Consider the following 23,396-nt stretch of genomic DNA (forward strand, 5'->3'; position numbering starts at 1 on the left):
GTGTCTTGCCCCGCGCCTCGTCCGGCGCGATAACATCAGGCATGACCGAACATCTCCTCCCAATCGGCCCTGCCGATATCGAAGCAGCAGCACGCGTGATCGCGCCCTTCGCCATCCGCACCCCGCTGTTGTCCTTTCCCGTGCTCAACGAGCGCGTCGGCGCAAAGGTCTTCCTGAAGCCGGAGATGCTCCAGCGCACCGGCTCCTTCAAGTTCCGCGGCGCCTTCAACAAGGTCGCCTCGATCCCGCAGGACAAGCGCGCCGGCGGCGTCGTCGCGTTCTCGTCCGGCAACCACGCCCAGGGCGTCGCGGCGGCTGCAAAGATCCTCGACATGCATGCGACCATCGTGATGCCCGCGGATGCGCCGCTGTCGAAGCGCGAGCGCACCAAATCCTATGGCGCCGAGGTCGTGCTGTATGATCGCGACCGCGACGACCGCGAGGCGATCTCGCGCGGCATCGCCGAGAAGCGCGGCGCGACATTGGTCAGGCCCTATGACGATCCGTTCGTGATCGCGGGGCAGGGCACCGCAGGTCGTGAGATCGCCGAGGACATGGCTGCGCTCGCCCTCAGTCCCGACATCGTGGTGGCACCGGCCTCCGGCGGCGGCCTGATCGCGGGCGTCGCCACGGCCGTCAAGGCGCGCTATCCGCTCGCCGAGATCGTGGTGGCCGAGCCCGAGGMGTTCGACGATCACGGCATTTCGCTGACCGCCGGCCACCGCGAGCCGCATGGGCCTGCGGGCCGCACCATCTGCGATGCGCTGATGGCCCTGATCCCCGGCGAGATGACCTTTGCGATCAACAGCAAGCTCTTGGCGCGCGGCGTGACTGCATCTGACAAGGAAGTCGGCGCGGCGGTGGCGTTTGCCTATCGCGAGCTGAAGCTCGTGGTCGAGCCGGGAGGTGCGGTGGGCCTTGCCGCGTTGCTGGCGGGACGTCTCGACGTCGCCGGGAAGATCGTCGTCATCGTGCTCTCCGGCGGCAATGTCGATGCGGATCTGTTTGCCGAGCTGGTGGCCTGATCTTCTGAGATTTTGACACGACGAAGGAGCAGGGCGTTGCCGCTCTGCCCCTTCTTCGTTTCGCTTGTGGCGATCAGTGCATGAAGCCGCCGCGGCGATTGTTGCCGCCATTATTCGTGCTCGGCGCCTGGTTCATCGACTGGCGGAAGTTGTTGCCGCCGTTGTTGACCATACGGTTGGTCGTATTTAATTGCGGGCGGTTGTTCTGCTGGTTGTTCTGGACCTGCACTTTGTTCACCGGGTTGTTGTTGAGCTTCACGCCGTTGTTGACGCGGATCGGGTTGTTCTGCGTCTGAACGACGGGCTTCGTATCGACAGTCGAGCCACCCTTGCCGACATTCACCGGCATACTCACGATCTTGCCAGGCGTGCCGTTGGTCGTGCCGTTGGCAGTGCCGGTATTGTTGCTGCGGCCGTTCTGCGTATTGTTGGTCGCGGGCAGGGTGACGATCTTGCCAATGCCGCCATTGTTGGTCGCGTTGGTCGGCGCAGGCAGGGTGACGATCTTGCCCGGGGTCTGCGACGGCGTGCCGTTCGGCTGGTTCGGCTGATTGTTGCCGGCCGGCAGGTTGACGATCTGGCCGCCATTGCCGAGCTTGCCGATGACGTTGCTGTCGATCGGCTTCTGCACGACCGGCAGATTGCCATTCATCTGCCCACCGCCATTGCCCTGCTGCATCAGCGGCATGTATTTGGGCTGGCCGAGATTGCCGACCTTGAACGTCGGAGCAATGTTCTGCGGCGCCAGGAACTTGGTCGCCTGCATCAGGGGGATCAGCTTCGGCTGGGTCTGGAGCTTCAGCGCGGATTGCGCATAGGGGCTGTTGCCGTAGCTGTCATAGAAGCTCTTGTAGCCGAGCGGGGAGTTCGCGAGCACCGCCTTGTGCCAGGCCTGCGTGATCAGCAGGTTCGAGAGCAGCCAGCGGATGTGGTCGCACAGCGGGTCATGCGGGTACATCTGGATGAACTCCTGATAGTACTCCGGCCGTCCCTCGGACACGACGTAGTCATAGGCCTGGCGCGTCGAACGGCCCGGCAGGTTGGAGGCCATCTCCACGACAGGCGCATTCACCGGGGCGCGGGTGGCGGCAACAGCGGTGTCGCCGAAGAAGGTGAAGTCCGAGGTCAGCGACGAGCTTTCCCACGGGATCTGCGCGCCGCTGGTGGTCTGGTTCACTTCCAGACGCACGCGCTTGAACAGCTGCTCGATCGGCACGTTGGGTTCGCGCGCGACGTTGAGGAAGGCCTGAGTGTAGGGGCTGTGGCCGTTGGTGCCGTCCTGTGCTTCCGCACCCGGCGCGGTCGAGTAGCCCACGATCGAGCCGTTCGGCGCATCGACGATGGCGAGGCCGCGGCCGGCGTCGTTGACATCAGGGAACGGATTGTTGCGGCAGGCATCGAGGATGACGATGCGCATGCGGCTCGGGATCGTCTCCAGCGTCGACATCACGTCGACGAGGCGCACCGAGTTGCTCACGAGCTCGGTGGGGTTCGAAACTTTCGCATCGACGGGGACGAGATAGTTCTCGCCGGCGAGCTGCACGCCGTGACCGGCGTAGTAGACCATGGCGACAGTGTTCGGACCCCGCGCGGAAACCTTGGCGGAAAAGTCCTGGACGACGCGGAGCATGTCGTTCTGGGTCAGGTCGGTCGCGGCAACCACCTCGAAGCCGGCGGAGTTCAGGAACTGCGCCATCGACTCTGCGTCATTGTCGGGGTTTTGGAGCTGCGGCGCGTTCTTGTAGTTGGAATTGCCGATCACCAGCGCCACGCGCTGTTCCGGGCCTTGCAGCGCGGTCGGGGCAGGCTGGACCGGGGCGACCTGCGCGGAACCAGGGCCGCAGGCAAAGCCGAACAGGCTTCCCACGAGGCTAGCCGTCATCAGGAAAGGCTTTAGGCGGAACATGGCGTGCTCCTTTGGCACTCATCTCGATGCGAGATTGGTTGCGAGGAAGCTTGGCCGCGTTCGAGCCCGTGGTCCGTGATCGCAATCACCATGATGAGCTGCGTGATCTGAATCACGCTTGGAACCTGCTATGGTGAACGGCCGATGACCGGCCGCGCCGGTTCGGCCCGCGAAAGACCCGCTCTACGATTTCGATCCCGATCCGGTGCGCGTGATGGCGCCGGTCGACGATCCCGATTGCGTCCCCGACGTGCAGCGCGCGGTGCTGGCGGAGATCGAACGCGCGGCCGGCGGCGCCGTCAGCCCCGGCAAGCTCTCGCGCTCGGAATTCTATCGCGCGGCGTCGGCGGGGTTCGGTGTCGTGCAGGTCGGCGACAGCAGGGGCTATGGCTGCTTCCTGATCCGCAAGGGCGTGATCTATAGAGCCCCTTCCGATGGGATCGGAACGGGGCTCCAGATTCTTGTTTGACGCGTTTTCTTGACGCGAACCGGTATCCACTTCTTCGCTTGAAAACGCGCTAGCCGCGACCGATGAGATGGATCGCCGAACGCCAGGCGTGCTGCGACAACGCCTCGAGGTTGCGAACCGCCTCGACGCGAAGGAGGGCAGAGTCTGCGGTCAGTGTTCCATTGGCCACCGCACCAAGCGTCGCGCTGCGGTGGATGCGCAGCATTTCACGGAGTTGTGTCGTACAACGCTCGAACTCGGCGATGGCCTCGTCGGGCGGGTCGGCGCGGGGACCAGCCAAGATGTCGCCGGCATGCGAGGCGGGCGCGAAGTGCGTCGATCCGCGGGGCGGCGCCGCGACGCCGCGCGCAATCGCGGCGGCGCTCCGCATGACCTCGGCACATAGCTCTCCGGCGCGGATGTCCTCCGGCCCGCCTGCCACCGAGCCGAAATTGTTTCCTCCACTTGCGAGGTCCGTCAGTCGAGATGCGTGGTCGAGTGCGTGCAGCGTGCTCGTGAGACGCCGTTGCTCGTCGTCGGTGTCGGGTGGCCCGGCCACATCCGACAGGAATATTTGCGCCTGGCTCACGGCATCGGCCGCTTCCTGCACGGAGACGGTGTCCTTTCCCAGCCGTATCGGTGCAGCGCGGGCCGCCAGTTTCGCCTCGACCGAACTGCACACCGTCAAGAGCACGCGCGCGATCGTGCGCCGTACCGCCTCGACGGCCACGATCGGGGTCTCAAGCGCCGAAGGATCGAGACATCGCGTCAGCGGCGAGCCGCGCTCGGGCAGGATCCGTTCGACCAGCCGCGTAAACGGGTTGATCAGCGGGAGCAGGACCGCGACGCCGACGACGTTGAAGGCTGTGTGGTACCCGGCCAGCAGCGTGACGCCGTCGATCGTGTCCGAGGCGCGCAGCAGCAAGGGCGTTACGACGGGAAAAGCTACCAGCGCGATGAGCGCGGCGATCAGCTTGAAAAGAACGTAGGCGATGGCCAACCGCTTCGCGGTGGCGCTCGCGCCGATCGCGGCGAGCGCGGAACTCGTCGCCGTTCCGATGTTCTGGCCGATGATCAACGCGCAGGCCTGGTCCAACCCGATTGCGCCTGCGAAATAGCCGGACAAGGTCACTGCGATGGCGGCCGTCGACGATTGCATCAGCGCGGTCATGACCAATCCGATCACCACCAGCGCCAGCACGCCGAGCAGGCCCGACCACCATGACGTCCCGGGACTGCCGAGGACCGCGGGCAGGTCCGCCGGGTGCAAACGTTCCGCCAGCCCGCCCATGCCCTGCTGCAGGGTCGTCAGCCCGAACAGCACGAGTCCAAATCCCGCGAGCGCGGCACCGGCGCCGGAAACTCGCCCTCGGCCGAGAAGCTTGGTCAACGCGCCGACGAAGATCATCGGCAACGCCGCGGCCGTTAGCGAGACACGGACGCCGATCAGCGCGACCAGCCAGCCGGTCCCCGTGGTGCCGATATTCGCGCCGAAGACCAGGCTCAACCCTTGCTGGAACGTCAGCTGGCCGGCGCTGACAAGACCGATCGTCGTCATCGTCGTTGCGCTGGAGGACTGCACCAGCAGCGTGACGATGGCTCCCCAAAATGAGCCAAGCAGCGGCGTCGATGCCGCCTTGCCGAGCACCCCGCGCAGCGCGGAGCCGGCCAGCGTCTTCAGGCCCTCCGTCATCACGGTCATGCCGAGCAGGAAGAGACCTACCCCGCCGAGCGTCGAGATCGCCGTGGACATGCATGCTCCTCGCGACAATGCACCACGAATAGCGAAGCAGACAGTACAGCAACAAAGCCCCGATGGGTCGGATCAATCGTTACGCGATCGTCTGCCATCACCCCACTCGGGAGGGGCATCGTCAGCCGCGGGAGGTCATCAGATCGGAAGGCCAGCCGATCCGGACGAGAAGGCCGTCAGGTCCGTTGATGCCGACCTCATACATCCCCCATTCGCGGTGGCGCAGCACGCCGCCCGGCCGGATGATCAGATCGTCCACGCGTGCGGCAATGGCCTCGACGTCGGGCGTGTGAATGAAGACGCCGAAGGGATTGTGCTCGGGCACGCGCCACGGGCCATCGCCGGCTTGCGTGAGATGCACCTCGCAGCCCCACCCCCTCATGATCACGTAGCCGGCGTCACCGCCCGCGCGCGTGAAGCCAAGACGCTCCCAGAACGGTATAGCAGCGGCAACATCGTTGCTCGGAATGATGGCGAAGGCGCCGACGGGCGGGGTTTGAGGCACTCGCTCGCTCCGGAATAAGCGGTTGTCCGCGCAGCTCTCATGCTGCTTTTTCCAGCTTATCGGGAGAGCACGGTGAATCGAAGCGGCGAAAAGTCCCGCACTCGAATTTGAGTGGCCTGTCAGCTCCCGACTGTCTATGGTCGGTTCATGTCTCGCCTTATGTGTCTATTCGTTGCTGTCATCCTGTCTCTGCTGCCGGCCGCCGCGCCCGCTGAGCCCGTTCAAAAGCGTCCTAAGCAGGCTTGGCATGGCTACGGCTTCCTGCCGGGCTATCGCCAGCCGCTGAGCAACAGCATTCCGCTCTACAAGCAGAAGGAGGCGATGCGCCGCATGTCGCGGAGCGATCGCCGCCATTGGTATATCGACCCGGTTCCCCAATATTACGGCTGGGACGGCGAATGGCGCTATTTCGGCCGGCCCGGCTTCGGCGGCGGCCGCTACAATGGCGGCAGCTTCGGGCCGTGCTGGACGCGGACCCCGATCGGCGCGGTCTGGAACTGCGGGTGAGCGGCCTCACATCGATTCGCGGAACGCTTCGCGCGACAGATTTCAAATCGTAACCGAATCCGGTTCGGCTGAAACCAAGCCGTCTTTCCGGTGTCCTAGCTCTTGTCCGGACCTTGCGGGTTCGGATGGAGTTATTGGCATGAATGATCGGTTCAAGGACAAAGTCGTCATCGTTACGGGCGCCGGCAGCGGCATCGGCGCCGCAGCCGCAAGGCGCCTTCACGGCGAAGGCGCCATTGTCGTGCTCAACGGACGGCGCGAGTTCAAATTGGCCGAAGTCGGTGCAGAGCTAGGCACCGATCGCTGCATGATCCGATCCGGCGACGTCTCGATCGCCGAAGACGTCGAGAGTCTGGGTCGCCAACGTGGTGCAGCGCTTCGGGAGGATCGACATCCTCGTCAACTGATCGGTTTCCTGGGCTCGCCGATCCAGCTGTGGCGAGACGTCTTCGCGGTCAATGTCGACGGTGTCCTCTACATGACGCGTGCGGCGCTTCCGCACCTGATCGAAAGCGGCGGCTCGATCGTCAACGTGTCGTCTCTCAGCGGGCTTGGCGGTGACCGGGGCGTGAGCTTCTACAACGCCACGAAGGGTGCCGTCAGCAATCTTACACGCAGCCTGGCGCTCGAATTTGGCCCGAGAGGCGTGCGCATCAATGCGGTGTGCCCATCATTGACCCTCACCGACCTGACGAGGCCGATCATGGAGCAATATCCGGAATTGTTCGTGAAGCTGGTGGAACGTATCCCCCTGGGGCGCGGAGCCCGGTCCGAGGAAGTCGCGAGCGTCATCGCATTTCTCGCAAGCGACGACGCCAGCTTCGTGAATGGGGTGAACCTTCCAGTCGACGGCGGCGTCGACGCATCAACCGGGCAGGCCCCCTTCGCGTAGCGCGGCTAGGTTTGCGAGAGCACCCGTGCAGCAGCCTGGGTCCCGGCTCTGCGCCGCAACTGCCCACGCGTTGCAGCTTGTCCGGAACACGAGAGAGGGTGCGGTGATTCACCTTGCTCCGTCATTGCGAGCGCAGCGAAGCAATCCAGAATCTCTCCGCGGAAAGACTCTGGATTGCTTCGCTGCGCTCGCAATGACGATTTGGAGAGCGCGCGCCCCTTACGAGAAGAACGCGATCTTCTCGGCCTGGGTCATGCGGCGGATTGGCGCCATGGGGTCGTTGGCCGCCGCGCGGGGCTTTTGCAGGATGCCGCTGGCGAGGATGGTGGCCCCGAGCGAGGGCTCGGGCAAGGAGGCAGACAAGGGCGAGGGCATCGGAAGCGTCGCGGTCGGCGCCGCACCGAATGTCGCCGCGGCCGCCATGGCCGGGGCCGGCTGCTCCATCACTTCGGCGGCGGCCTCCGCAATGGCGTCGGTGAGGCGCGCAAGCGAGTCCATCGCGATCGGCGCGTCTTCGGCGGGCTCCTCCGCGGCGGTGGCTGCCGGCTCGGCTGCGACCGGCTCGGGAAGCTCTGCGGCAATGGGCGCTGCGACCTCCGCAGCCATCGGCTCCGGAATGGCCGCTTCCAGCTCGACCGGTTCGGTGATCTCGTCGAACTCCGGATCGGGTGCGGCCATTTCCAGCGCGATGGCATCGAGTATGGCTTCGTCCTCGGCTTCCGCGGCGGCGTCGAGCGAGACCCCGTCAGTCACCTCAGTGAAAGCGGCGGCCTCTGCGACCTCCGCTTCGGGGCCGACGTGATTGCCGGCGATGAACTCCGGCTCGATGGCGACGTCGATCGCGTCCTCGCCAACGGCGCGTGCTTCGGCGGCGCCGGCCGCTTCGACCGCTGCCTCGGGCGCGGGAGTCGCAGCGATGTCCTGCGGCGCCTCCGTAAGAGCCACGGGTGCTTCGGTGGCCATCGCGGCAGGCGCAGCCTCTGCGACGGGCGCTTCCTGCACCGGCGCAGGTGCGGAATGCGCCGCCGCTTGCGGCGCTGTGTCGCCGTCACCATCGAGCTGCTCGACCCGATCCCTGAGCAGATCGAATGCGGCCTTGAGCTCGACGCGGGGGTCGACGGTCGATAGCTGCCCGCAAGCGGCCTCGATGGAGGCGAGCTGCGAATCAATGAGATCGCAGATTCGCCCGTCGGCGCCGATCTCGCGCCAGCGCCAGGAGATCTCCTTGATGATGCGCACGCCGCGCGGAATCGGCGCGAGGCTGGCATCGATCGCCGCGGGATCGAAGGCGGCGATCGCGATGGTCTCGGCTTCGCGGATGGCGCGGCGGATCTCGACCAGCGCATCGGGCAGGCGATCCTCGACGACCGGTTGTCGCTGTGCCGCAAGGGTTTCTTCGATTTTCGCGACCGCATCGAGCACCATGCGGGTATCCGCATTGCGGTTGCGCTTGGCGTATTCGCCGAGGAACCAGCGGCCGCGCGCGGTCTCCATAAAGGCTTCGCGGATCGCGTCGTAATCCTGCTCGTTCGGCTCGGCCGCACGGGCAGACATAGGCGAGAGGGCGAATGCTTCGTTGGCCATGACAATCTCGTCGCGCAAATCACTACGCGTTACTGTAACGATCACCACGATATCGACCGAATCGCAATTGGTTTGATGGCAGGCGAATCACAAATCCCCGCGCAAGCTGCCGTGAAGCGGCGATTCGCCGTGAGTCTCGCGCTGTTCTATTCGGCGGTCTTCGCGGTGTCGGGCACGCATCTGCCGTTCTTTCCGCTCTGGCTGAAGGCGATCGGCATCGACGCAAGCTGGATCGGCCTCATCAACGCGCTGCCGGCGATCACGCGCTTCACCACGCTGCCGCAGATCACCGCCCTTGCCGAAAGGCGACATGCCATTCGCGCCGGCATGATGGTGTCGGTGCTGGCAACCGCGATCGGGTTCACGGCGGTCGGCCTGCAGCAGCAGCCGCTGGCGCTGTTCCTGATCTATGCGCTGACCTGCATGATGTGGACGCCGACGACCCCGCTGACCGATGCCTATGCGCTGCGCGGCGTCGCCCGCTACGGGCTCGATTACGGACCGTTGCGACTGTGGGGTTCGGCGGCCTTCGCCGCGGGCTCGCTCGCCTGCGGCTTTCTCGTCGACCACATCGCGGCGCGCGATCTGATCTGGATCATCGTCGCGTGGGCCGTCGTTGCGGTCGCCGCCAGCCTGCTGCTGCAGCCRCTCGACGATGTCAGGCGGAGGACGACGGAGACGCATGCCGGCAAGGCCTTGCTGCGCGATGGCGGCTTCTGGGCCGTCATCGCGTCGGCCGCCCTGATCCAGGGCAGCCACGTCGCCTACTACACGTTCTCGGCCATCAACTGGCAGCTCCACGGCTTCGGCGGACTGACGATCGCGGGCCTCTGGACGCTGGGTGTGATCGCCGAGATCGTCGTCTTCGCGCTGTCGCCGCGGTTCTCGCTGTATCCGTCCACGCTGATCACGATCGGCGGCGTGAGCGCCGTGGTGCGCTGGATCGTCACCGCGCAGGAGCCGCCGCTGGCGCTGCTCGTGATCGTGCAGCTCGGCCACGGCCTCACCTTCGGCATGACCATCGTCGGCACCATGAATCTGCTGGTGCAGCGCGTGCCATCGCATCAGATCGCGCGGGGGCAGGGCTATTACGCCGCGTGCAACGGCCTGCTGGGTGCGACGACTTCGATGGCGTCAGGTGCGATCTACGCCCGCATCGGCGACAGCCTGTATTACGTGATGGCCGCGATGGCCGCAGCCGGCGCGCTGGTGATCTGGTCGGCGCGGCATCGCCTCAAGGCTCATCCCCAGAGCGAGGAGGCGGGCGGATAAACCAGACTGTCGTCGTAGCGCAGCCCGTGCTCGCGGTCGCGCGCGAGCAGTAGCGGGCCGTCGAGATCGACGAAGCGCGCCTGCGGCGTTACCAGCATTGCGGGGGCGATCGACAGCGAGGTCGCGACCATGCAGCCGATCATGATCTCGAAGCCGAGCGCCTGCGCCGCATCAGCCATCGCGAGCGCCTCGGTGAGCCCGCCGGTCTTGTCGAGCTTGATGTTCACGGCGTCGTAGCGCTCGCGGAGCGGCGCCAGCGATTTGCGGTCATGCACGCTCTCGTCGGCGCAAACCGCGAGCGGCCGCTTGATCCGCGCCAGCGCGCCATCCCTCCCGGCCGGCAGCGGCTGCTCGACCAGGGTGACGCCGACGGCGTCGCAGGCGGCGAGATTCTGCTCCAGATTGGCCTCGGTCCAGGCCTCGTTGGCATCCACGATCAGCTCGGATTCGGGGGCGGCCTTGCGAACCGCCGCGATCCGCTCCGGATCGCCGTCGCCGCCGAGCTTGATCTTGAGCAGGGGCCGGTGCGCCGCCTTGGCGGTCGCCGCCGCCATCGCCTCGGGGGTGCCCAACGAAATCGTGAAGGCGGTGGTGCGCTCGCCCGGCACCGGGCGGTCCAGCAGGTTCCAGGCCCGCAGGCCGGTCGCCTTGGCCTCGAGGTCGATCAGGGCGCAATCCAGCGCGTTGCGGGCCGCTCCGGGCGGCATGGCGGCTTGCAGGGCCTCCCGCGAGAGGCCGCCCGCGAGGGCCGCCTGCATGGCCTCGATGGCGGCAAGGGTTGCCTCGGGGGTCTCGCCATAGCGGGGATAGGGGACGCATTCGCCGCGGCCGGTGAGGCCGTTGCGGCTCACTTCGGCCACGACGGTCACGGCCTCGGTCTTGGCGCCCCGGCTGATGGTGAAACTGCCGGCGATGGGAAATCGCTCGATTCGCGCCGCGAGGATCGGAACTTTGCTGGAAGTCATTTTGAACTCTGGCGAAATCTGAACCTGCTAGTTACCTCTAGCAACTAACATTAACCAGTTGGGGATACCTTCTCCGGGTAAGGGCGTGTGCGCAACCATCTGATTCTACCCGTTTCTCGCGCCCCGGCACGGGAGCGGACACATTGAGCGGCGATCCGAAGCTGGAACGGATTGCCAAGGGCAACGCGCTGGCACTCTGCGCCACCGGAACCTGGACCGCGAGCTTCGCGCCGGTCCTGGAGCGGATGGTGGCTGACGCCGAAAAGCTCGCCGGCGGCTCGCAAAGCATCTTCATCGACGTCTCCGAGGTCGCCAAGCTCGACACCTTCGGCGCCTGGCTGATCGAACGGCTGCGCCGCAGCCTGACCCAGGGCGCCGTCGAGGCGCAGATCGCGGGGCTTTCCGCCAATTATTCGAGCCTCGTGGACGAGGTGCGGCGGGTCGGGGCGACGCCGGTCGTCGACAGCAGCGCGGTCACCATCACCGGTATGCTGGAGCAGATCGGCCGGGCCGTGGCCGGGGTCGCCGGCACGGTTGCGGGCCTCGTCGACATGCTCGGCGCGGTGCTCGCGGCGGGTTTTCGCGTCCTGATCCATCCGCGCTCGTTCCGCCTGACCTCGACCGTGCACCACATGGAGCAGGTCTGCTGGCGCGCGGTGCCGATCATCGTGCTGATCACGTTCCTGATCGGCTGCATCATCGCCCAGCAGGGCATTTTTCATTTCCGCAGGTTCGGCGCCGATATCTTCGTCGTCGACATGCTCGGCGTGCTGGTGCTGCGCGAGATCGGCGTCCTCCTGGTCGCGATCATGGTCGCGGGTCGCTCGGGCAGCGCCTACACGGCCGAGCTCGGCTCGATGAAGATGCGCGAGGAGATCGACGCGCTGCGCACGATGGGTTTCGACCCGATCGAGGTCCTGGTGCTGCCGCGCATGCTGGCGCTGGTGCTGGCGCTGCCGATCCTCGCCTTCCTCGGCGCCATGGCCGCGCTTTATGGCGGCGGCCTCGTCGCCTGGCTCTATGGCGGCGTCGATCCCGAAGCCTTCCTGCTGCGTCTGCGCGATGCCATCTCGATCGACCATTTCATCGTCGGCATCGTCAAAGCACCGGTGATGGCCGCCGTGATCGGCATCGTCGCCTGCGTCGAGGGTCTCGCCGTGCAGGGCAGCGCGGAATCGCTCGGACAGCACACCACGGCCTCCGTGGTGAAGGGCATCTTCTTCGTCATCGTCATGGACGGCGTGTTCGCCATCTTCTTCGCCTCGATCGGGATGTGACGATGGCGCAAGAAACTCAAAACGCGATTCAAGATCCGATCATCCGCGTTCGCGATATCACCGTGCAGTTCGGCGCGACGCGCGTGCTCGATGGCCTCAACCTCGACGTCAAGCGCGGCGAAATCCTCGGCTTCGTCGGCCCATCCGGTGCCGGCAAGTCGGTGCTGACGCGCACCATCATCGGTCTCGTGCCGAAGGTCGCGGGCTCCATCGAGGTGTTCGGCGTCGACCTCGATTCCTCCAGCATCGCGCAGCGCCGCAGCGTCGAGCGTCGCTGGGGCGTGCTGTTTCAGCAGGGCGCGCTGTTCTCCTCGTTGACCGTGCGGCAGAACATCCAGTTTCCGATGCGCGAGTATCTCCGGGTCTCGCAGCGGTTGATGGACGAGATCACCCTGGCCAAGCTCACCATGGTCGGGCTCAAGCCGGAAGTCGCGGATCGCTTTCCCTCGGAACTGTCGGGCGGCATGATCAAGCGCGTGGCGCTGGCGCGCGCGTTGTCGCTCGATCCCGATCTCGTGTTCCTCGACGAGCCGACCTCGGGCCTCGATCCGATCGGCGCCGGCGATTTCGACGAGCTGGTGAGGACGCTCCAGCGTACTTTGGGCCTGACCGTTTTCATGGTAACGCACGACCTCGACAGCCTTTACACAGCCTGCGACCGCATCGCCGTTTTAGGGAACGGTAAGATCATTGCGGCAGGGTCGATCGCCGACATGCAGGCCTCGCAGCATCCCTGGCTGAGACAATATTTCCACGGCAAGCGCGCCCGTGCGGTGATGGGCTGAGGTGCCGGAGTAGCTGATGGAAACGCGGGCCAATTACGTACTGATCGGATCGTTCACGCTGGCGGTGATCGCCGCGGCGATCGGCTTCGTGCTGTGGTTCCAGTCGCTGCACACCACCAAGCAGCGCAGCCCCCTGCGCGTCGTGTTCGAGGGCCCGGCGGCGGGCCTGCGCAACGGCGGTAGCGTCAATTTCAACGGTATCCGGGTAGGTGAGGTAGTCTCCGTGAAGCTCGACAACCCGCGGCGGGTTGTCGCACTCGCCATGGTCGAGAACAACACCCCACTGCGCAAGGACACCCTGGTCGGCCTCGAATTCCAGGGCCTGACCGGCGTCGCCGCGATCTCGCTCAAGGGCGGCGAGGAGGCGGCCCCTCCGCCGCCGCTCGACGAGGACGGCATCCCGTCGCTGACGGCCGATCCCAACAAGCTCCAGGACGTCACCGAAGCGATCCGCGGCACGCTCCAGAACATCAACAAGATCGTCGCCGACAATCAGGAGTCGGTGAAGAACTCGCTGAAGAACCTCGAGACCTTCACCAACTCGCTCGCGCGCAACTCCGAGAAGATCGACGGCGTGATGGCCAAGGTCGACGGCGTCATGCACAAGGCCGACAGCCTCATGCTCGGCCTCAACACGCTCGCCGGCGGCAAGGACGGCGGCGAACTGTTCCAGGCGGTGAAGTCGATCCGCGAACTGGCCGAGGATTTCGACAAGCGCTCCGGCGCATTGATGACCGACGGCCGCCGCACCCTCGGCGACATCAGCCGCGCCGTGAACAATTTCGACCGCAATCCGACCCGCGTGCTGTTCGGCGCCAGCAACAGCGCGCAACCGGCTCCGGCGCCCGAGCCGCCGAGGCAGGCGCCCGCCGCGAGCGGCAGGCGGCAGTAGGCGTTTATAGTACACGGAGCTCACCTCGTCATTGCGAGCGTAGCGAAGCAATCCAGACTGTTTCCGCGGAAGCAGTCTGGACTGCTTCGTCGCAAGAGCTCCTCGCAATGACAGGCCCAAACAAAAACGGAGGCCGTGAGGCCTCCGTTTTCGATTCACCGCGATTGCGTCTCACCCCAGCCGGCCCGCCGCATGCGCGAGCAGGGTGTAGACCAGACCCGTCTCCGAGGTCAGGTGGCTGCGCAGCTCCTGCGGACCACGGCCGTCGCGGGCGACTTCGTCGAGCAGGCGCTCGAACTCGGCGACGTAGCGGTCGACCGTGCCCTTGAAGTTGCGGTCGGCGCGGTACTTGCGGGCGACCTCGTCAAAGGCCTTCTGGCCTGCAGGCGTGTAGAGGCGCTTGGTGAAGGCCTTGTTCTCGCCGCGCTGGTAGCGGTCCCACATCTCGGCGGCGAGGTTGCGGTCCATCAGGCGGCCGATGTCGAGCGACAGCGACTCCAGCGGATTGCTGCCACCCTGCGGCGCCTGCGGCTGCGGCGCGGGTGCCGCACGGCCACGCGGGGCCTCACGTCCGTTCGGAGCACCCTGGTTGGCGTCCGTGCGGTTCAGGAGGTCCGACAGCCAGCCGTCGCGGCCCTGGTCGTTGTTCGCGGGCGCGACCGGCGGCGCTTCGGTGCGGCGCGAGGCGGCGGGCATGCCGAGGTCCGGCGGCGGCAGCGTCGAGGCGCTGCCGGTGTCGCGGCCGCGGGTCTCGGTGTTGCGCGTTGCGACGGCTGCCAGCAACGGCTCTTCCTGGCGCTGCGCGCTGGCGCGGCCCGTCGTGGAGACGTCGAGGCCACGGCCATGCTGGGCCACGATGCGGTTGAGCTCGGCGAGGGCCTCGATCTGGTCGACGATCACCTTGCGCATCTGCGCAGTGCTCTCGGCGGCCTCCTGCGGCATCTCGAGCACGCCGCGGCGCAGCTCGTTGCGGGTGGCTTCGAGCTCGTTGTGCATCTCGAACGCCATCTGCTTCATGCTGGAGACGAGGTTGGTGAACTTCTCGGTCGACTGCTTGAACATCGTATCCGCCTCGTCCGTGGTCTGGCGGTAAATGTCGTGCATGGCCTCGATGGTCTGGCGGTGCTCCTCCTCGGACGCCACGCGCACCGCCTCGAACTGGCGGGTGATCGCGGCGGAGCCTGCGCCGGCGGTCTCCGCGACGACGCGGGCGATGTCGCGGGCACGCTCTTCGGCGGCGGCCAGCGATTCATCGAGCAGGCCGGTGAAGCGCGACAGACGCTGGTCGAGATCGGCCGTGCGCAGGTCGATGGTCGTGACGAGCGATTCCAGCGCCTGCTTGCGTTCGGCGAGGGAGGCGGTGGTGTTCTTGTTGCTCACCTCGACGACCTGCGCGGCTTCGACCAGCGCCTTGCCGTGCGCGTCGAACTGGGTCGACAGCTCGCCGAGGTCCTGCAGGGCCCGCGTGGTCTTCGTGTTGAAGACGTTGAGCTGGTCTTCCAGGTTCTGCGTCGCAGCGCCGTTGCGCGAGGTGACGTCGTTCATCGCCGAGACGAAGTCGGCGACGCGCGTCACCAGTGCCCGCTCGAGCGAGTTGAGGTTGTCGTGCGCACCGGTCAGCACCTCCTGGAGCAGGATGTTGCCTTCGCGCAGACGCTCGAACAGGGCCACCGTGTCGGTACGCAGGATCTTGCTGGTCTCCTGCATCTCGGTGACGGCCGCGATCGAGACCTGGCGCGACTGGTCGATCGCCGAGCGGGAGGCCTGCTCGAGGTCCTTGAGCGACTTGCCGACCGCGCCGGTGGCCATCTCGCTCGCCGCGTTGATGGTGCGGGCGACTTCGGAGCCGTTGCCCATCATCGTCTGCGAGAACGCATGGCCGCGCGTCTCGATCGACTTCAGCGCATCCGAGGTGACGCGGTCGATGTCGAGCGTGAGCTGGCTGGTCTTCGAGCCGATCGCATCGACGAGCGCGCCGCGCTTGGCGTCGATCATGTTCGACAGACGGTCGGCCTGCTGCTGCACGTAGGTGACGATCTCGTCGGTCTTGCCGGTCATGGCCTGGCCGAAGCTGCTGCTGGCGGCGAGCACCGAACGCTCGACGTCGGCCGAGCTCGACTTGACGCGCGAGCTTGCCTCGTTGGAGGCGCTGATCAGCGCGTTCTGGGCGTTGAGCGCGCTGGTCTGGATGTCGTTGGTGGCGTTGGTCGTGGCCGTGCTCAATGCGCGCTCGATCTCGGTCGAGATCGTGCGGATCTGGCTTGCAGCATCCGCCGACGTCGAAGTCAGCGAGGTCTGCGCCTCACGCGCGCTGTTGAGGATGGTCGAGGCGGTGTCGGCGCCAACCGAGGTCAGCGTGCGCTCGATGTCCGTGGTCAGCGACTTGATCTGGCTTGCCGCATCCGTCGAGGCGGTGATCAGCGTGCCCTGGGCCTCGCGCACGCCGCTGGTGAGCGCCTCGATGGTGGCGCCGCCGGCGGTCGCCAGCGCGCGCTGCATCTCGGCCGCCAGCGAACGGACCTGGCTGGTCTGTTCGGCCGAGACGGAGAGCAGGGTGCTCTGGGCGTCGCGGGCGCTGGTCGTGATCGTCTCGGCGGTCGACTGGCCGACCTGCGAGAGCGACCGATGCACTTCGACCGCGAGCGACTTGACCTGGGTCGCCGCATCCGAGGACGCGTTGACGAGCGTGGTCTGGGCTTCGCGGGCGCCGGTCATGATGGTCTCGGCCGTCGAGGTGCCGGCCATCGAGAGCGAGCGCTGCACGTCCGAGGACAGCGCCTTGATCTGGTTGGCGGTCTCGGTCGAGGCCGCAATCAGCGCGCTCTGCGCATCGCGGGCGCCGGCGGTGATCGATTCCGCCGTGGTGGCGCCGGCCAGCGACAGCGAACGCTGCACGTCGGCGGTGAGGGTCTTGACGTGGTTGGCGGCGTCCGAAGACGCCGTGACGAGCGTGGTCTGCACCTCGCGGGCGCCGGCCAGGATCGAGGCCGCGGTGGCAGAACCGGCCGCCGACAGCGTGCGTTCGACGTCGACCGCGAGCCCCTTGATCTGGTTGGAGGCATCGCCCGAGGCCGCGACCAGGGTCGACTGAGCCTCGCGGGCGCTGCTCAGGATCGAGTTCGCAGCACCGGTGCCGACCGCGGTCAGCGCGCGCTCAACCTCGGTGGAGGTCATCTTGAGCTGGGCGTTGACGTCGGAGGAGACCGTCATCAGCGACTGCTGGGCGGTGCGCGCACCGGTCTGGATCGTTTCGCTGGTGTTGACGACCAGGTTGGTGAGCGAGCGCTCGGCGTCCTCGACATGCGAGCGGATCGCGGTCGAGATCATCTCGGCGCGGGACATCATGTCCTCGCTGGCCTGACGGCCACTGCTTTCGATGCGGCCGGCGACGGCTTCGACACGCGAGCCGAGCAGGTCCTCGAACTGCGCCACGCGCACGTCGATGTCGTTGGCGACCGAGCCGACCTTGGTCTCGATGGCCTGGTGGATGTCCTGGAAGCGCGCCGTGACCGTGTCGGTCAGGTGCGTGCTGCGGCCGTCGATCATCTCGGCGACGCCGGTGATGCGGCGGTCGACCGCCTCGATCGCCTGCGCGGTGCCGTCGGTGAGCGTCGAGGTCAGGAGGGTGAGGCGCGTGTCGATCGACTGCACGGCCTGCGAGGCGCCGTTCGTCACCGCAGTCGTCAGGTAGGTGAGGCGCGTGTCGATGGATTCGAGCGCCTGCGAGGCGCCGCCCGAGAGCGTCGTCGTGAGGTGCGTCAGCCGCGTATCGATCGACTGGATGGTCTGCGATGCGCCATCGGTGAGCGAGGTCGCGAGATAGTTGAGGCGCGTATCGATCGTCTCGATGGCCTGCGATGCGCCGTCAGTGAGCGACGTCGTGAGGTGGGTGAGGCGGGAGTCGATCGACTGGATCGCCTGCGCGGCACCGTCGGTCAGCGACGAGGCGAGGGTGTTGAGGCGTCCGTCGATGGTTTCGGTCACCGACTTGGCGCGGGTGTCGAACGACTGCTCGAGCGCGGCGACGCGGCCGACGAGCTGGTCGTCGAAAGTCTTGATGTGGCCTTCGATCGTGCCGTCAAGGCTGACGATCTTGTCGTTCAGCGAGGCGTCGAGGTTGGTGACACGTTCGCCGACCGTGGTCTCGAACTGCACCAGGCGCTGGTCGAGCACGGCCGTGATCGCCCCGCCGTTCGAGGTGAAGCGGGTATCGAAATTGTCGACATAGGTCTTCAGGCTCTCGGCGATGTCCTGGGTGCGCTGGCCCATGCGATCGACGATATCACCGCCGAACGTCTTCACGGTGCGGTCGAACTCGGAGATGTGGCGGGTGATCAGCGCGCCGAGCGTGCCGGAGTCGCGGGCGAACCTCTCGACCAGCTCGGTGCCCTGGTTCTTCACCAGCTCGTCGAACGCGCTCATCTGCAGCGACAGCGAGTCGTGCGCGGTCTCGGTCTGGCTGACGACCTTGGCGACGAGGGTGTTGACGGTGGCGTCGAGCGCCTCGCTTGCCTTGTCGCCGGAGGTCATGATGTGGCCGGCGAGCCGGTTGCCGGCATCGTCGATCTTGGCGGAGAGGTCGTTGGAGCGCAGCTCGAGCTCGAGCAGCAGCGAGTCCGACGAATTCTTCAGGCTGTCGTGCACCTGCTCGGTGCGCTCGGAGATGCCGTCGACGATGGCGGCGGAGCGCTGCTCGAACTCGCCGGTGATGCGGTCGATACGCTCGTTCAGCATCTCGTGGACGCGGTCGGCGAGGTCGACGAACTCGTCGTGGACGTGGCCGGTCTTGAAGTTGAGGCTGGTGGTCAGCCGCTCGCTGGCGTCGAGCACGGCGCGCGTGGTCTCGTTGCTGGCCTCCTCGAGGCGGTCGAGCAGGTCGCCGCCGCGCTCGCCGAGCGCGAGGATCATGTTGTCGCCGGCGTTGCTCAGTGCGCCGGTGATGTGGGCGCCGCGCTCTTCCAGCGCGCCGGTGATGCTCTTGGCGACCTCGTCGACGCGCGAGGCGATCGCGTCCGAGATCAGCGCGATGTCGTGGCGCAGATCGATCTGCACGCCGGAGATGGCGCTGCGGACCTGCTCGGCCTGGCCGACCAGATTGTCGCGCTGGTGCGCGATGTCCTGGAGCAGGGAGCGGATGCGCACTTCGTTGTCGGAATAGGCGCGTTCGAGCGCCGCAACCTCGTTGGCGACCAGCGTCTCGAGCTCGCCGGCTCGCGCGATGGCGCGTTCGATGCCGTCGCCCATCGCCGCGACCTCGCGGCGGATGGCCTGGCCGACGGTGACCATGGAATCGGACGCCGAGCCCTCGGGCTCGGAGAAGCGGATCGCGACCTGCGCCATCGCCTGCGCGATCATGCGCATTTCCTGGCCGCGCCAGACCAGGCTCGCCAGGAAGTAGAACAGCATGATCGGCGCGAAGAACATCGCGATCAGGCCGGCGATGACGAGCACGCCGCCGCTCTGGCCCATGGCGGCCTGGATCGAGGGCAGGAAGCCGACGGTGAGCGCGGCGCAGGCTGCGAGCCAGACGCCGGCGAAGATGGTGGCGAAGGTGTAGACGCTGCGGGCAGGGCGGCCTTTCTGAAGCGCCTGGAGCAACTGACCGATGGTCTCGCGGTCATCGTTGGCGGCGCGGCGCGAGGTGCGCGGCTCCTCGATCGTATCGAACACGGTGGTGCGCTCGTTGGCGGCAGGACGCGGCTCGAAGGTCGGCTCGTCGAAGATCGGGGGAGCCGGCGGCCCCACCGGAGCCGACGTTTCGTTGCGCATCGAGGCGTTGCGGCTGGTGTCCGCGGCCGTGTCGCTGATGTTCAGGGCTTCCTGGATCGCAGAAAGCGCAACTTCTGTGGGGTCTTTGACCTTTTTCGGAGTGTTCGCCATGTTCAGTCCGAGCCCTCGTTACTTGTACGCGTCCCCCCGCGAGCCCAGCGCGCTACGCAAGCCCACAGACCGGATCATGCCGCTTACGCGGATTCCCAGCCGTCCCCACCCGGACGGCTTGTCCGCCAATTTCCGCAACATCCTATTGGCAGAGCGTCGCGAATGAAATGCCCGGGATTAAGACAATCTTAATCATCGTTAACAGGATAGCGCCGTAACGCCTTAGCAATAAATGGAATTCTCCACCGGACTCGCCGGATTGCGGCAACTTTTCGTCAATAAACGGGCGGATTTGCGTAAAACGGCCCAAACACTTCGTTAACCATTTCCATGCTTCGGTGGGGGGAACTTGACCGCCGGATCGGCGGACATCGCGCGATGCCGGGGCCTGCGCCATGACGCCTGAACTGCAACGGATGGACTGGATGCCTTCGCCCCCGCTTGCACCCATCGACGGCCCGCTCGACCTCGATCACCTCGCGCGCATGACGCTCGGGGACACCGAACTGGAACAGGAAGTGCTCGCGATGTTCGCCGAGCAGGCGGTCCGCCTGATCGCGGCGATGGCAGCACTGCCGGCCGAGGCCGGCGCACTCGCCCACAAGCTCGAGGGCTCCGCGCGCGGAATCGGCGCCTTTGCGGTGGCCGATGCCGCGGCCAGCCTGGAGACCGCGGTCCGGACCGGCCATGGCCAGCCCCACGCCTTCGCCGCGTTGAAAGAGGCGGTGACCGAGGCTCGCGCCGCCATCGAGGCGATCCTGAAGCCCTAGGGCGACAGGGCGAGAAACCGCGCTCTAGTCTTTTGTTTTGACGCGTTTTCTTCCCGCGAAGCGGGATTCGCGTCGCTTCAAAACCCTATGGCGCCGGGCGGATCGACCCGTTATAGGACAGCCCGGACCCTCCTTCATTCGCAACATCGCGGCAGCACGAGCACACATGGCCAAGATTAACTTTGTCGACCACAAGGGCGAAACCCGTACGGTGGAAGTCGAGAACGGCGCGACCGTGATGGAAGCCGCCATCCGCAACAGCATTCCCGGCATCGAGGCCGAATGCGGCGGCGCCTGTGCCTGCGCAACCTGTCATGTCTATGTCGACGAAGCCTGGCGCGAGAAGGTCGGCAGCCCGACGCCGATGGAAGAGGACATGCTCGATTTCGGTTTCGACGTGCGCCCGAACTCGCGGCTGTCCTGCCAGATCAAGGTCTCCGACGAGCTCGACGGGCTCGTCGTGGCGACGCCGGAACGGCAGGCCTGATCGTCCCTCACTATACTAGAAACTAGGCGCTCGGCGGCGCGACCTCAATACCGCGCTTGTGCCAGGGTCTGAGCTTCTCGATGATCTCAGCGGTGAGCGGTGCGGGCCGCCGCGTCGCCTCGTCGAGCATGACGCCGACCGACATCGCCGATGCGATGCACTTTCCTTCCGAAAACACCACCTGTTCGAAGGTCACCGACGTCCGTCCCAGCTTGACCACGCCGAGGCCGAGCTCGATCTTGTTCGGCCAGTGCAGCTCGGCGCGGAAATGGATGTCGAGCCGCACCATGATCCAGGCGAGGCCCGGCGGCGTCAGCCCGTATTCCGGGCTCTTCATCAGCGTGACGCGGCCGGTCTCGAAATAAGTGGCGTAGACCGCGTTGTTGACGTGCTGGTTCGGATCGAGATCGCCGAAGCGGACATTGTCGCCGAGACGATAGGGATAGTCCTCCAGGCGCGGCGTCGTATCGAGGCGGCTTGGTGCGTTCACCGATTGATCTCCGTCATATCGCATCCCGTTACAGCCCAGTTATACTGACCCGGCAAGTGGGCGCGGCTGCGGGGCGATCCCGCTTTTATGCCTTCCCTGATCCATCCCCGTTGGCTAGACAGGCAGGGTCACTTCTGCCCCCGGGCGGCGTCCAACCGATAACGATCGATAAAGAGACGACATGAGCGACGTGATCAAAACCGATGTGCTGATTATTGGCGCCGGCCCCTGTGGTCTGTTCGCCGCCTTCGAGCTTGGCCTTCTCGACATGAAGGCGCATTTCATCGACATCCTCGACAAGGTCGGCGGCCAGTGCGCCGAGCTCTATCCGGAAAAGCCGATCTACGACATTCCCGGCATTCCGCACGTTTCGGGGCAGGGCCTCACCGACGCGCTGATGGAGCAGATCAAGCCGTTCCATCCGACCTTCCATCTCGGCGAGATGGTGGAGACGGTGGAGAAGATCGGCGATCCCTTGTTTCGCTGCACCACCGACGCGGGCAAGGTGTTCGAATGCAAGGTGGTGGTGATCGCGGCCGGCGGCGGCTCGTTCCAGCCCAAGCGCCCGCCGGTGCCGGGCATCGAGGCCTATGAGGGCACCTCGGTGCACTACGCCGTGCGCAAGATGGAGACGTTCCGCGACAAGAGCGTTCTGATCGTCGGCGGCGGCGATTCCGCGCTCGACTGGACGCTCAATCTGCATCCGCTCGCCAAGCGCGTCACGCTGCTGCACCGGCGCGACGATTTTCGCGCCGCGCCCCACAGCGTCGAGCAGATGCGCGCGCTGGTGGCCGACGGAAAGATGGATCTGCGGCTCGGGCAGGTCACCGCGCTGTCCGGCACCGAGGGCAAGCTGACCGGCGCCACCGTCAAGGGCAACGACAACAGCGTGAGCGAAATTTCCTGCGACACCATGCTGCCGTTCTTCGGGCTGACCATGAAGCTCGGTCCGGTCGCGAACTGGGGCATCGCGCTGGAGAACAATCTGGTGCCGGTCGAGACGTCCGCGTTCGAGACCAACGTATCCGGCATCTTCGCCATCGGCGACATCAACACCTATCCGGGCAAGCTCAAGCTGATCCTGTGCGGCTTCCACGAGGGCGCACTGATGGCGCAAAAAGCCCATCGCTACGTCTATCCGGAGAAGCGGCTCGTGTTCCAGTACACGACCTCGTCCTCCAGTCTGCAAAAGAAGCTCGGTGTCAACTGACGGCACCGGGTTCGGCAGGCAATGCCCCATGTTTCTGGTGCTGGAACCGTTCGCGAAATCGCCGTAGTCTGCGGCCATTGCAGTGGCGGCTTAGCAAGGTGATCATAATGCGGACTCTCTTTTCCAGCTTTCGACTGCTCTCGCCCCTCGCGCTCGCTGTTGCGCTGACGCTTGGCGCGGTTGGGCCGGTAGCCGCACAGGCGCAGCAGCCAACCGCCGCGGGTCTTTGGCAGAAGACCGAGGACGGCAAGACGGTGGGATGGTTTCTCTTCGTCGACCACAACGGCATCTTCGAAGGCGTGATCGCAAAAACCTTTCCGCGCCCCGGCGACGACCCGAATGAGGTCTGTGCGAAATGCACGGATGATCGCAAAAACGCCCCGGTGCTCGGGCTCTCCTTCATCCGCGACATGAAGCGCGACGGCTTGAAGTATGACGGCGGCAACGTGGTCAATCCGCGCGACGGCAACATCTGGAAGGCCAAGATGTCGGTCAGCCCGGACGGGCAGACGCTGACCATGCGCGGCTTCCTCGGCATTTCCCTGTTCGGCAAGGACGAGACCTGGACGCGTCTTCCCGACGCCTACATCGCCCAGGTCGATCCTGCCATCGTCGCCAAATATCTTCCGGCACAGGCGACCGCCGCGACGACGAAGCCGGCGCCCGCGCCCGCGGCGAAGAAGGGCGGCGCGATGATGGCGCCGGCGCCGAAGCAGTAGGGCCCCTCCGTATCCTCGCACTGTCTCTG

At 66.0% G+C, this 23,396-nt stretch carries 19 protein-coding genes; 12 read left to right on the forward strand and 7 right to left on the reverse strand.

Translation table 11 applies throughout. The features are described 5' to 3' along the window. Window positions 1–41: 41 nt before the first annotated feature. On the forward strand, window positions 42–1,025 hold the full coding sequence (locus AB4Z51_RS02345) for a threonine/serine dehydratase (RefSeq protein WP_441496971.1): 984 nt from the start codon (window positions 42–44) through the stop codon (window positions 1,023–1,025). 73 nt (window positions 1,026–1,098) lie between these two features. Here the strand turns inward: AB4Z51_RS02345 and AB4Z51_RS02350 are convergent, their stop codons facing one another. Continuing rightward, the gene (locus tag AB4Z51_RS02350; protein ID WP_441496972.1) at window positions 1,099–2,931 is read right to left on the reverse strand and encodes a caspase family protein; all 1,833 of its coding nucleotides are present in this window, start codon (window positions 2,929–2,931) and stop codon (window positions 1,099–1,101) included. A 205-nt stretch (window positions 2,932–3,136) separates the two neighbouring features. Here AB4Z51_RS02350 and AB4Z51_RS02355 point away from each other — a divergent pair, with 205 nt between their 5' ends. Then, window positions 3,137–3,400, forward strand: a complete 264-nt coding sequence (locus AB4Z51_RS02355; protein WP_441496973.1) for an RbsD/FucU domain-containing protein — start codon at window positions 3,137–3,139, stop codon at window positions 3,398–3,400. A gap of 49 nt (window positions 3,401–3,449) precedes the next feature. On the opposite strand, the gene AB4Z51_RS02360 is transcribed toward AB4Z51_RS02355, so the two are convergent. Next, window positions 3,450–5,132, reverse strand: coding sequence for a Na/Pi cotransporter family protein (locus AB4Z51_RS02360; RefSeq protein ID WP_441496974.1), 1,683 nt, complete (start codon window positions 5,130–5,132; stop codon window positions 3,450–3,452). A gap of 121 nt (window positions 5,133–5,253) precedes the next feature. Next, the gene (locus AB4Z51_RS02365; protein WP_135214546.1) at window positions 5,254–5,637 is read right to left on the reverse strand and encodes a VOC family protein; all 384 of its coding nucleotides are present in this window, start codon (window positions 5,635–5,637) and stop codon (window positions 5,254–5,256) included. Window positions 5,638–5,784: 147 nt separating this feature from the next. Here AB4Z51_RS02365 and AB4Z51_RS02370 point away from each other — a divergent pair, with 147 nt between their 5' ends. Both AB4Z51_RS02370 and AB4Z51_RS02375 read left to right on the forward strand, forming a co-directional pair. After that, the gene (locus AB4Z51_RS02370; protein ID WP_441496975.1) at window positions 5,785–6,144 is read left to right on the forward strand and encodes a hypothetical protein; all 360 of its coding nucleotides are present in this window, start codon (window positions 5,785–5,787) and stop codon (window positions 6,142–6,144) included. A gap of 139 nt (window positions 6,145–6,283) precedes the next feature. Beyond that, window positions 6,284–7,036, forward strand: a complete 753-nt coding sequence (locus tag AB4Z51_RS02375) for an SDR family NAD(P)-dependent oxidoreductase (protein WP_244623134.1) — start codon at window positions 6,284–6,286, stop codon at window positions 7,034–7,036. 219 nt (window positions 7,037–7,255) lie between these two features. Here the strand turns inward: AB4Z51_RS02375 and AB4Z51_RS02380 are convergent, their stop codons facing one another. Beyond that, window positions 7,256–8,620 (reverse strand): hypothetical protein, encoded by a 1,365-nt coding sequence (locus tag AB4Z51_RS02380; protein ID WP_441496976.1) that lies wholly within the window; start codon window positions 8,618–8,620, stop codon window positions 7,256–7,258. A gap of 75 nt (window positions 8,621–8,695) precedes the next feature. On the opposite strand from AB4Z51_RS02380, the gene AB4Z51_RS02385 reads away from it, so the two are divergent. Beyond that, complete coding sequence (locus AB4Z51_RS02385) at window positions 8,696–9,892, forward strand: MFS transporter (RefSeq protein ID WP_441496977.1); 1,197 nt, start codon at window positions 8,696–8,698, stop codon at window positions 9,890–9,892. Here the strand turns inward: AB4Z51_RS02385 and dgcA are convergent. Then, window positions 9,862–10,857: an N-acetyl-D-Glu racemase DgcA gene (dgcA, locus tag AB4Z51_RS02390; RefSeq protein ID WP_441496978.1), complete on the reverse strand. Its 996-nt coding sequence runs from the start codon at window positions 10,855–10,857 to the stop codon at window positions 9,862–9,864. The genes AB4Z51_RS02385 and dgcA overlap by 31 nt on opposite strands. Window positions 10,858–11,000: 143 nt before the next feature. Between dgcA and AB4Z51_RS02395 the strand changes: the two genes are divergently transcribed. From AB4Z51_RS02395 to AB4Z51_RS02405, 3 genes are read left to right on the forward strand one after another with little or no spacing between them, the layout of a single operon-like run. After that, window positions 11,001–12,134, forward strand: a complete 1,134-nt coding sequence (locus AB4Z51_RS02395) for an MlaE family ABC transporter permease (RefSeq protein WP_063982228.1) — start codon at window positions 11,001–11,003, stop codon at window positions 12,132–12,134. A 2-nt stretch (window positions 12,135–12,136) separates the two neighbouring features. Beyond that, window positions 12,137–12,919: an ABC transporter ATP-binding protein gene (locus AB4Z51_RS02400; protein ID WP_441496979.1), complete on the forward strand. Its 783-nt coding sequence runs from the start codon at window positions 12,137–12,139 to the stop codon at window positions 12,917–12,919. Window positions 12,920–12,935: 16 nt separating this feature from the next. Beyond that, window positions 12,936–13,811: an MlaD family protein gene (locus tag AB4Z51_RS02405; protein ID WP_135214552.1), complete on the forward strand. Its 876-nt coding sequence runs from the start codon at window positions 12,936–12,938 to the stop codon at window positions 13,809–13,811. A gap of 171 nt (window positions 13,812–13,982) precedes the next feature. Here AB4Z51_RS02405 and AB4Z51_RS02410 read toward each other — a convergent pair whose 3' ends face one another. Next, window positions 13,983–19,691: a negative regulator of septation ring formation gene (locus AB4Z51_RS02410; RefSeq protein WP_441496980.1), complete on the reverse strand. Its 5,709-nt coding sequence runs from the start codon at window positions 19,689–19,691 to the stop codon at window positions 13,983–13,985. Between the two features lie 395 nt (window positions 19,692–20,086). On the opposite strand from AB4Z51_RS02410, the gene AB4Z51_RS02415 reads away from it, so the two are divergent. Together AB4Z51_RS02415 and AB4Z51_RS02420 are read left to right on the forward strand one after the other, a co-directional pair. Next, a complete protein-coding gene (locus AB4Z51_RS02415; RefSeq protein WP_135214554.1) occupies window positions 20,087–20,461 on the forward strand; it encodes an Hpt domain-containing protein in 375 nt (124 codons plus the stop codon). Window positions 20,462–20,627: 166 nt separating this feature from the next. After that, entirely contained in the window at window positions 20,628–20,948 is a 321-nt protein-coding gene (locus AB4Z51_RS02420) for a 2Fe-2S iron-sulfur cluster-binding protein (protein WP_014493954.1), read from the forward strand. Window positions 20,949–20,970: 22 nt separating this feature from the next. Here the strand turns inward: AB4Z51_RS02420 and AB4Z51_RS02425 are convergent, their stop codons facing one another. Further along, a complete protein-coding gene (locus AB4Z51_RS02425) occupies window positions 20,971–21,438 on the reverse strand; it encodes an acyl-CoA thioesterase (protein WP_071912132.1) in 468 nt (155 codons plus the stop codon). A gap of 181 nt (window positions 21,439–21,619) precedes the next feature. Between AB4Z51_RS02425 and AB4Z51_RS02430 the strand changes: the two genes are divergently transcribed. Continuing rightward, the gene (locus tag AB4Z51_RS02430) at window positions 21,620–22,648 is read left to right on the forward strand and encodes an NAD(P)/FAD-dependent oxidoreductase (RefSeq protein WP_085405872.1); all 1,029 of its coding nucleotides are present in this window, start codon (window positions 21,620–21,622) and stop codon (window positions 22,646–22,648) included. A gap of 107 nt (window positions 22,649–22,755) precedes the next feature. After that, window positions 22,756–23,367: a DUF2147 domain-containing protein gene (locus AB4Z51_RS02435; protein ID WP_063982234.1), complete on the forward strand. Its 612-nt coding sequence runs from the start codon at window positions 22,756–22,758 to the stop codon at window positions 23,365–23,367. The last annotated feature ends 29 nt before the right edge of the window (window positions 23,368–23,396 follow it).

It is taken from the genome of Bradyrhizobium sp. 2TAF36, from assembly GCF_052114925.1.
GTDB classification, from domain to species: Bacteria; Pseudomonadota; Alphaproteobacteria; order Rhizobiales; family Xanthobacteraceae; genus Bradyrhizobium; species Bradyrhizobium barranii.

Bases quoted from the DNA above. Each gene is read 5' to 3' on its own strand.
- AB4Z51_RS02400 (WP_441496979.1), top strand. From the start codon at position 12,137: ATGGCGCAAGAAACTCAAAACGCGATTCAAGATCCGATCATCCGCGTT.
- AB4Z51_RS02370 (WP_441496975.1), top strand. From the start codon at position 5,785: ATGTCTCGCCTTATGTGTCTATTCGTTGCTGTCATCCTGTCTCTGCTG.
- dgcA (WP_441496978.1), bottom strand. From the start codon at position 10,857: ATGACTTCCAGCAAAGTTCCGATCCTCGCGGCGCGAATCGAGCGATTT.
- AB4Z51_RS02430 (WP_085405872.1), top strand. From the start codon at position 21,620: ATGAGCGACGTGATCAAAACCGATGTGCTGATTATTGGCGCCGGCCCC.
- AB4Z51_RS02360 (WP_441496974.1), bottom strand. From the start codon at position 5,132: ATGTCCACGGCGATCTCGACGCTCGGCGGGGTAGGTCTCTTCCTGCTC.
- AB4Z51_RS02420 (WP_014493954.1), top strand. From the start codon at position 20,628: ATGGCCAAGATTAACTTTGTCGACCACAAGGGCGAAACCCGTACGGTG.
- AB4Z51_RS02435 (WP_063982234.1), top strand. From the start codon at position 22,756: ATGCGGACTCTCTTTTCCAGCTTTCGACTGCTCTCGCCCCTCGCGCTC.
- AB4Z51_RS02415 (WP_135214554.1), top strand. From the start codon at position 20,087: ATGACGCCTGAACTGCAACGGATGGACTGGATGCCTTCGCCCCCGCTT.
- AB4Z51_RS02410 (WP_441496980.1), bottom strand. From the start codon at position 19,691: ATGGCGAACACTCCGAAAAAGGTCAAAGACCCCACAGAAGTTGCGCTT.
- AB4Z51_RS02350 (WP_441496972.1), bottom strand. From the start codon at position 2,931: ATGTTCCGCCTAAAGCCTTTCCTGATGACGGCTAGCCTCGTGGGAAGC.
- AB4Z51_RS02405 (WP_135214552.1), top strand. From the start codon at position 12,936: ATGGAAACGCGGGCCAATTACGTACTGATCGGATCGTTCACGCTGGCG.
- AB4Z51_RS02380 (WP_441496976.1), bottom strand. From the start codon at position 8,620: ATGGCCAACGAAGCATTCGCCCTCTCGCCTATGTCTGCCCGTGCGGCC.
- AB4Z51_RS02375 (WP_244623134.1), top strand. From the start codon at position 6,284: ATGAATGATCGGTTCAAGGACAAAGTCGTCATCGTTACGGGCGCCGGC.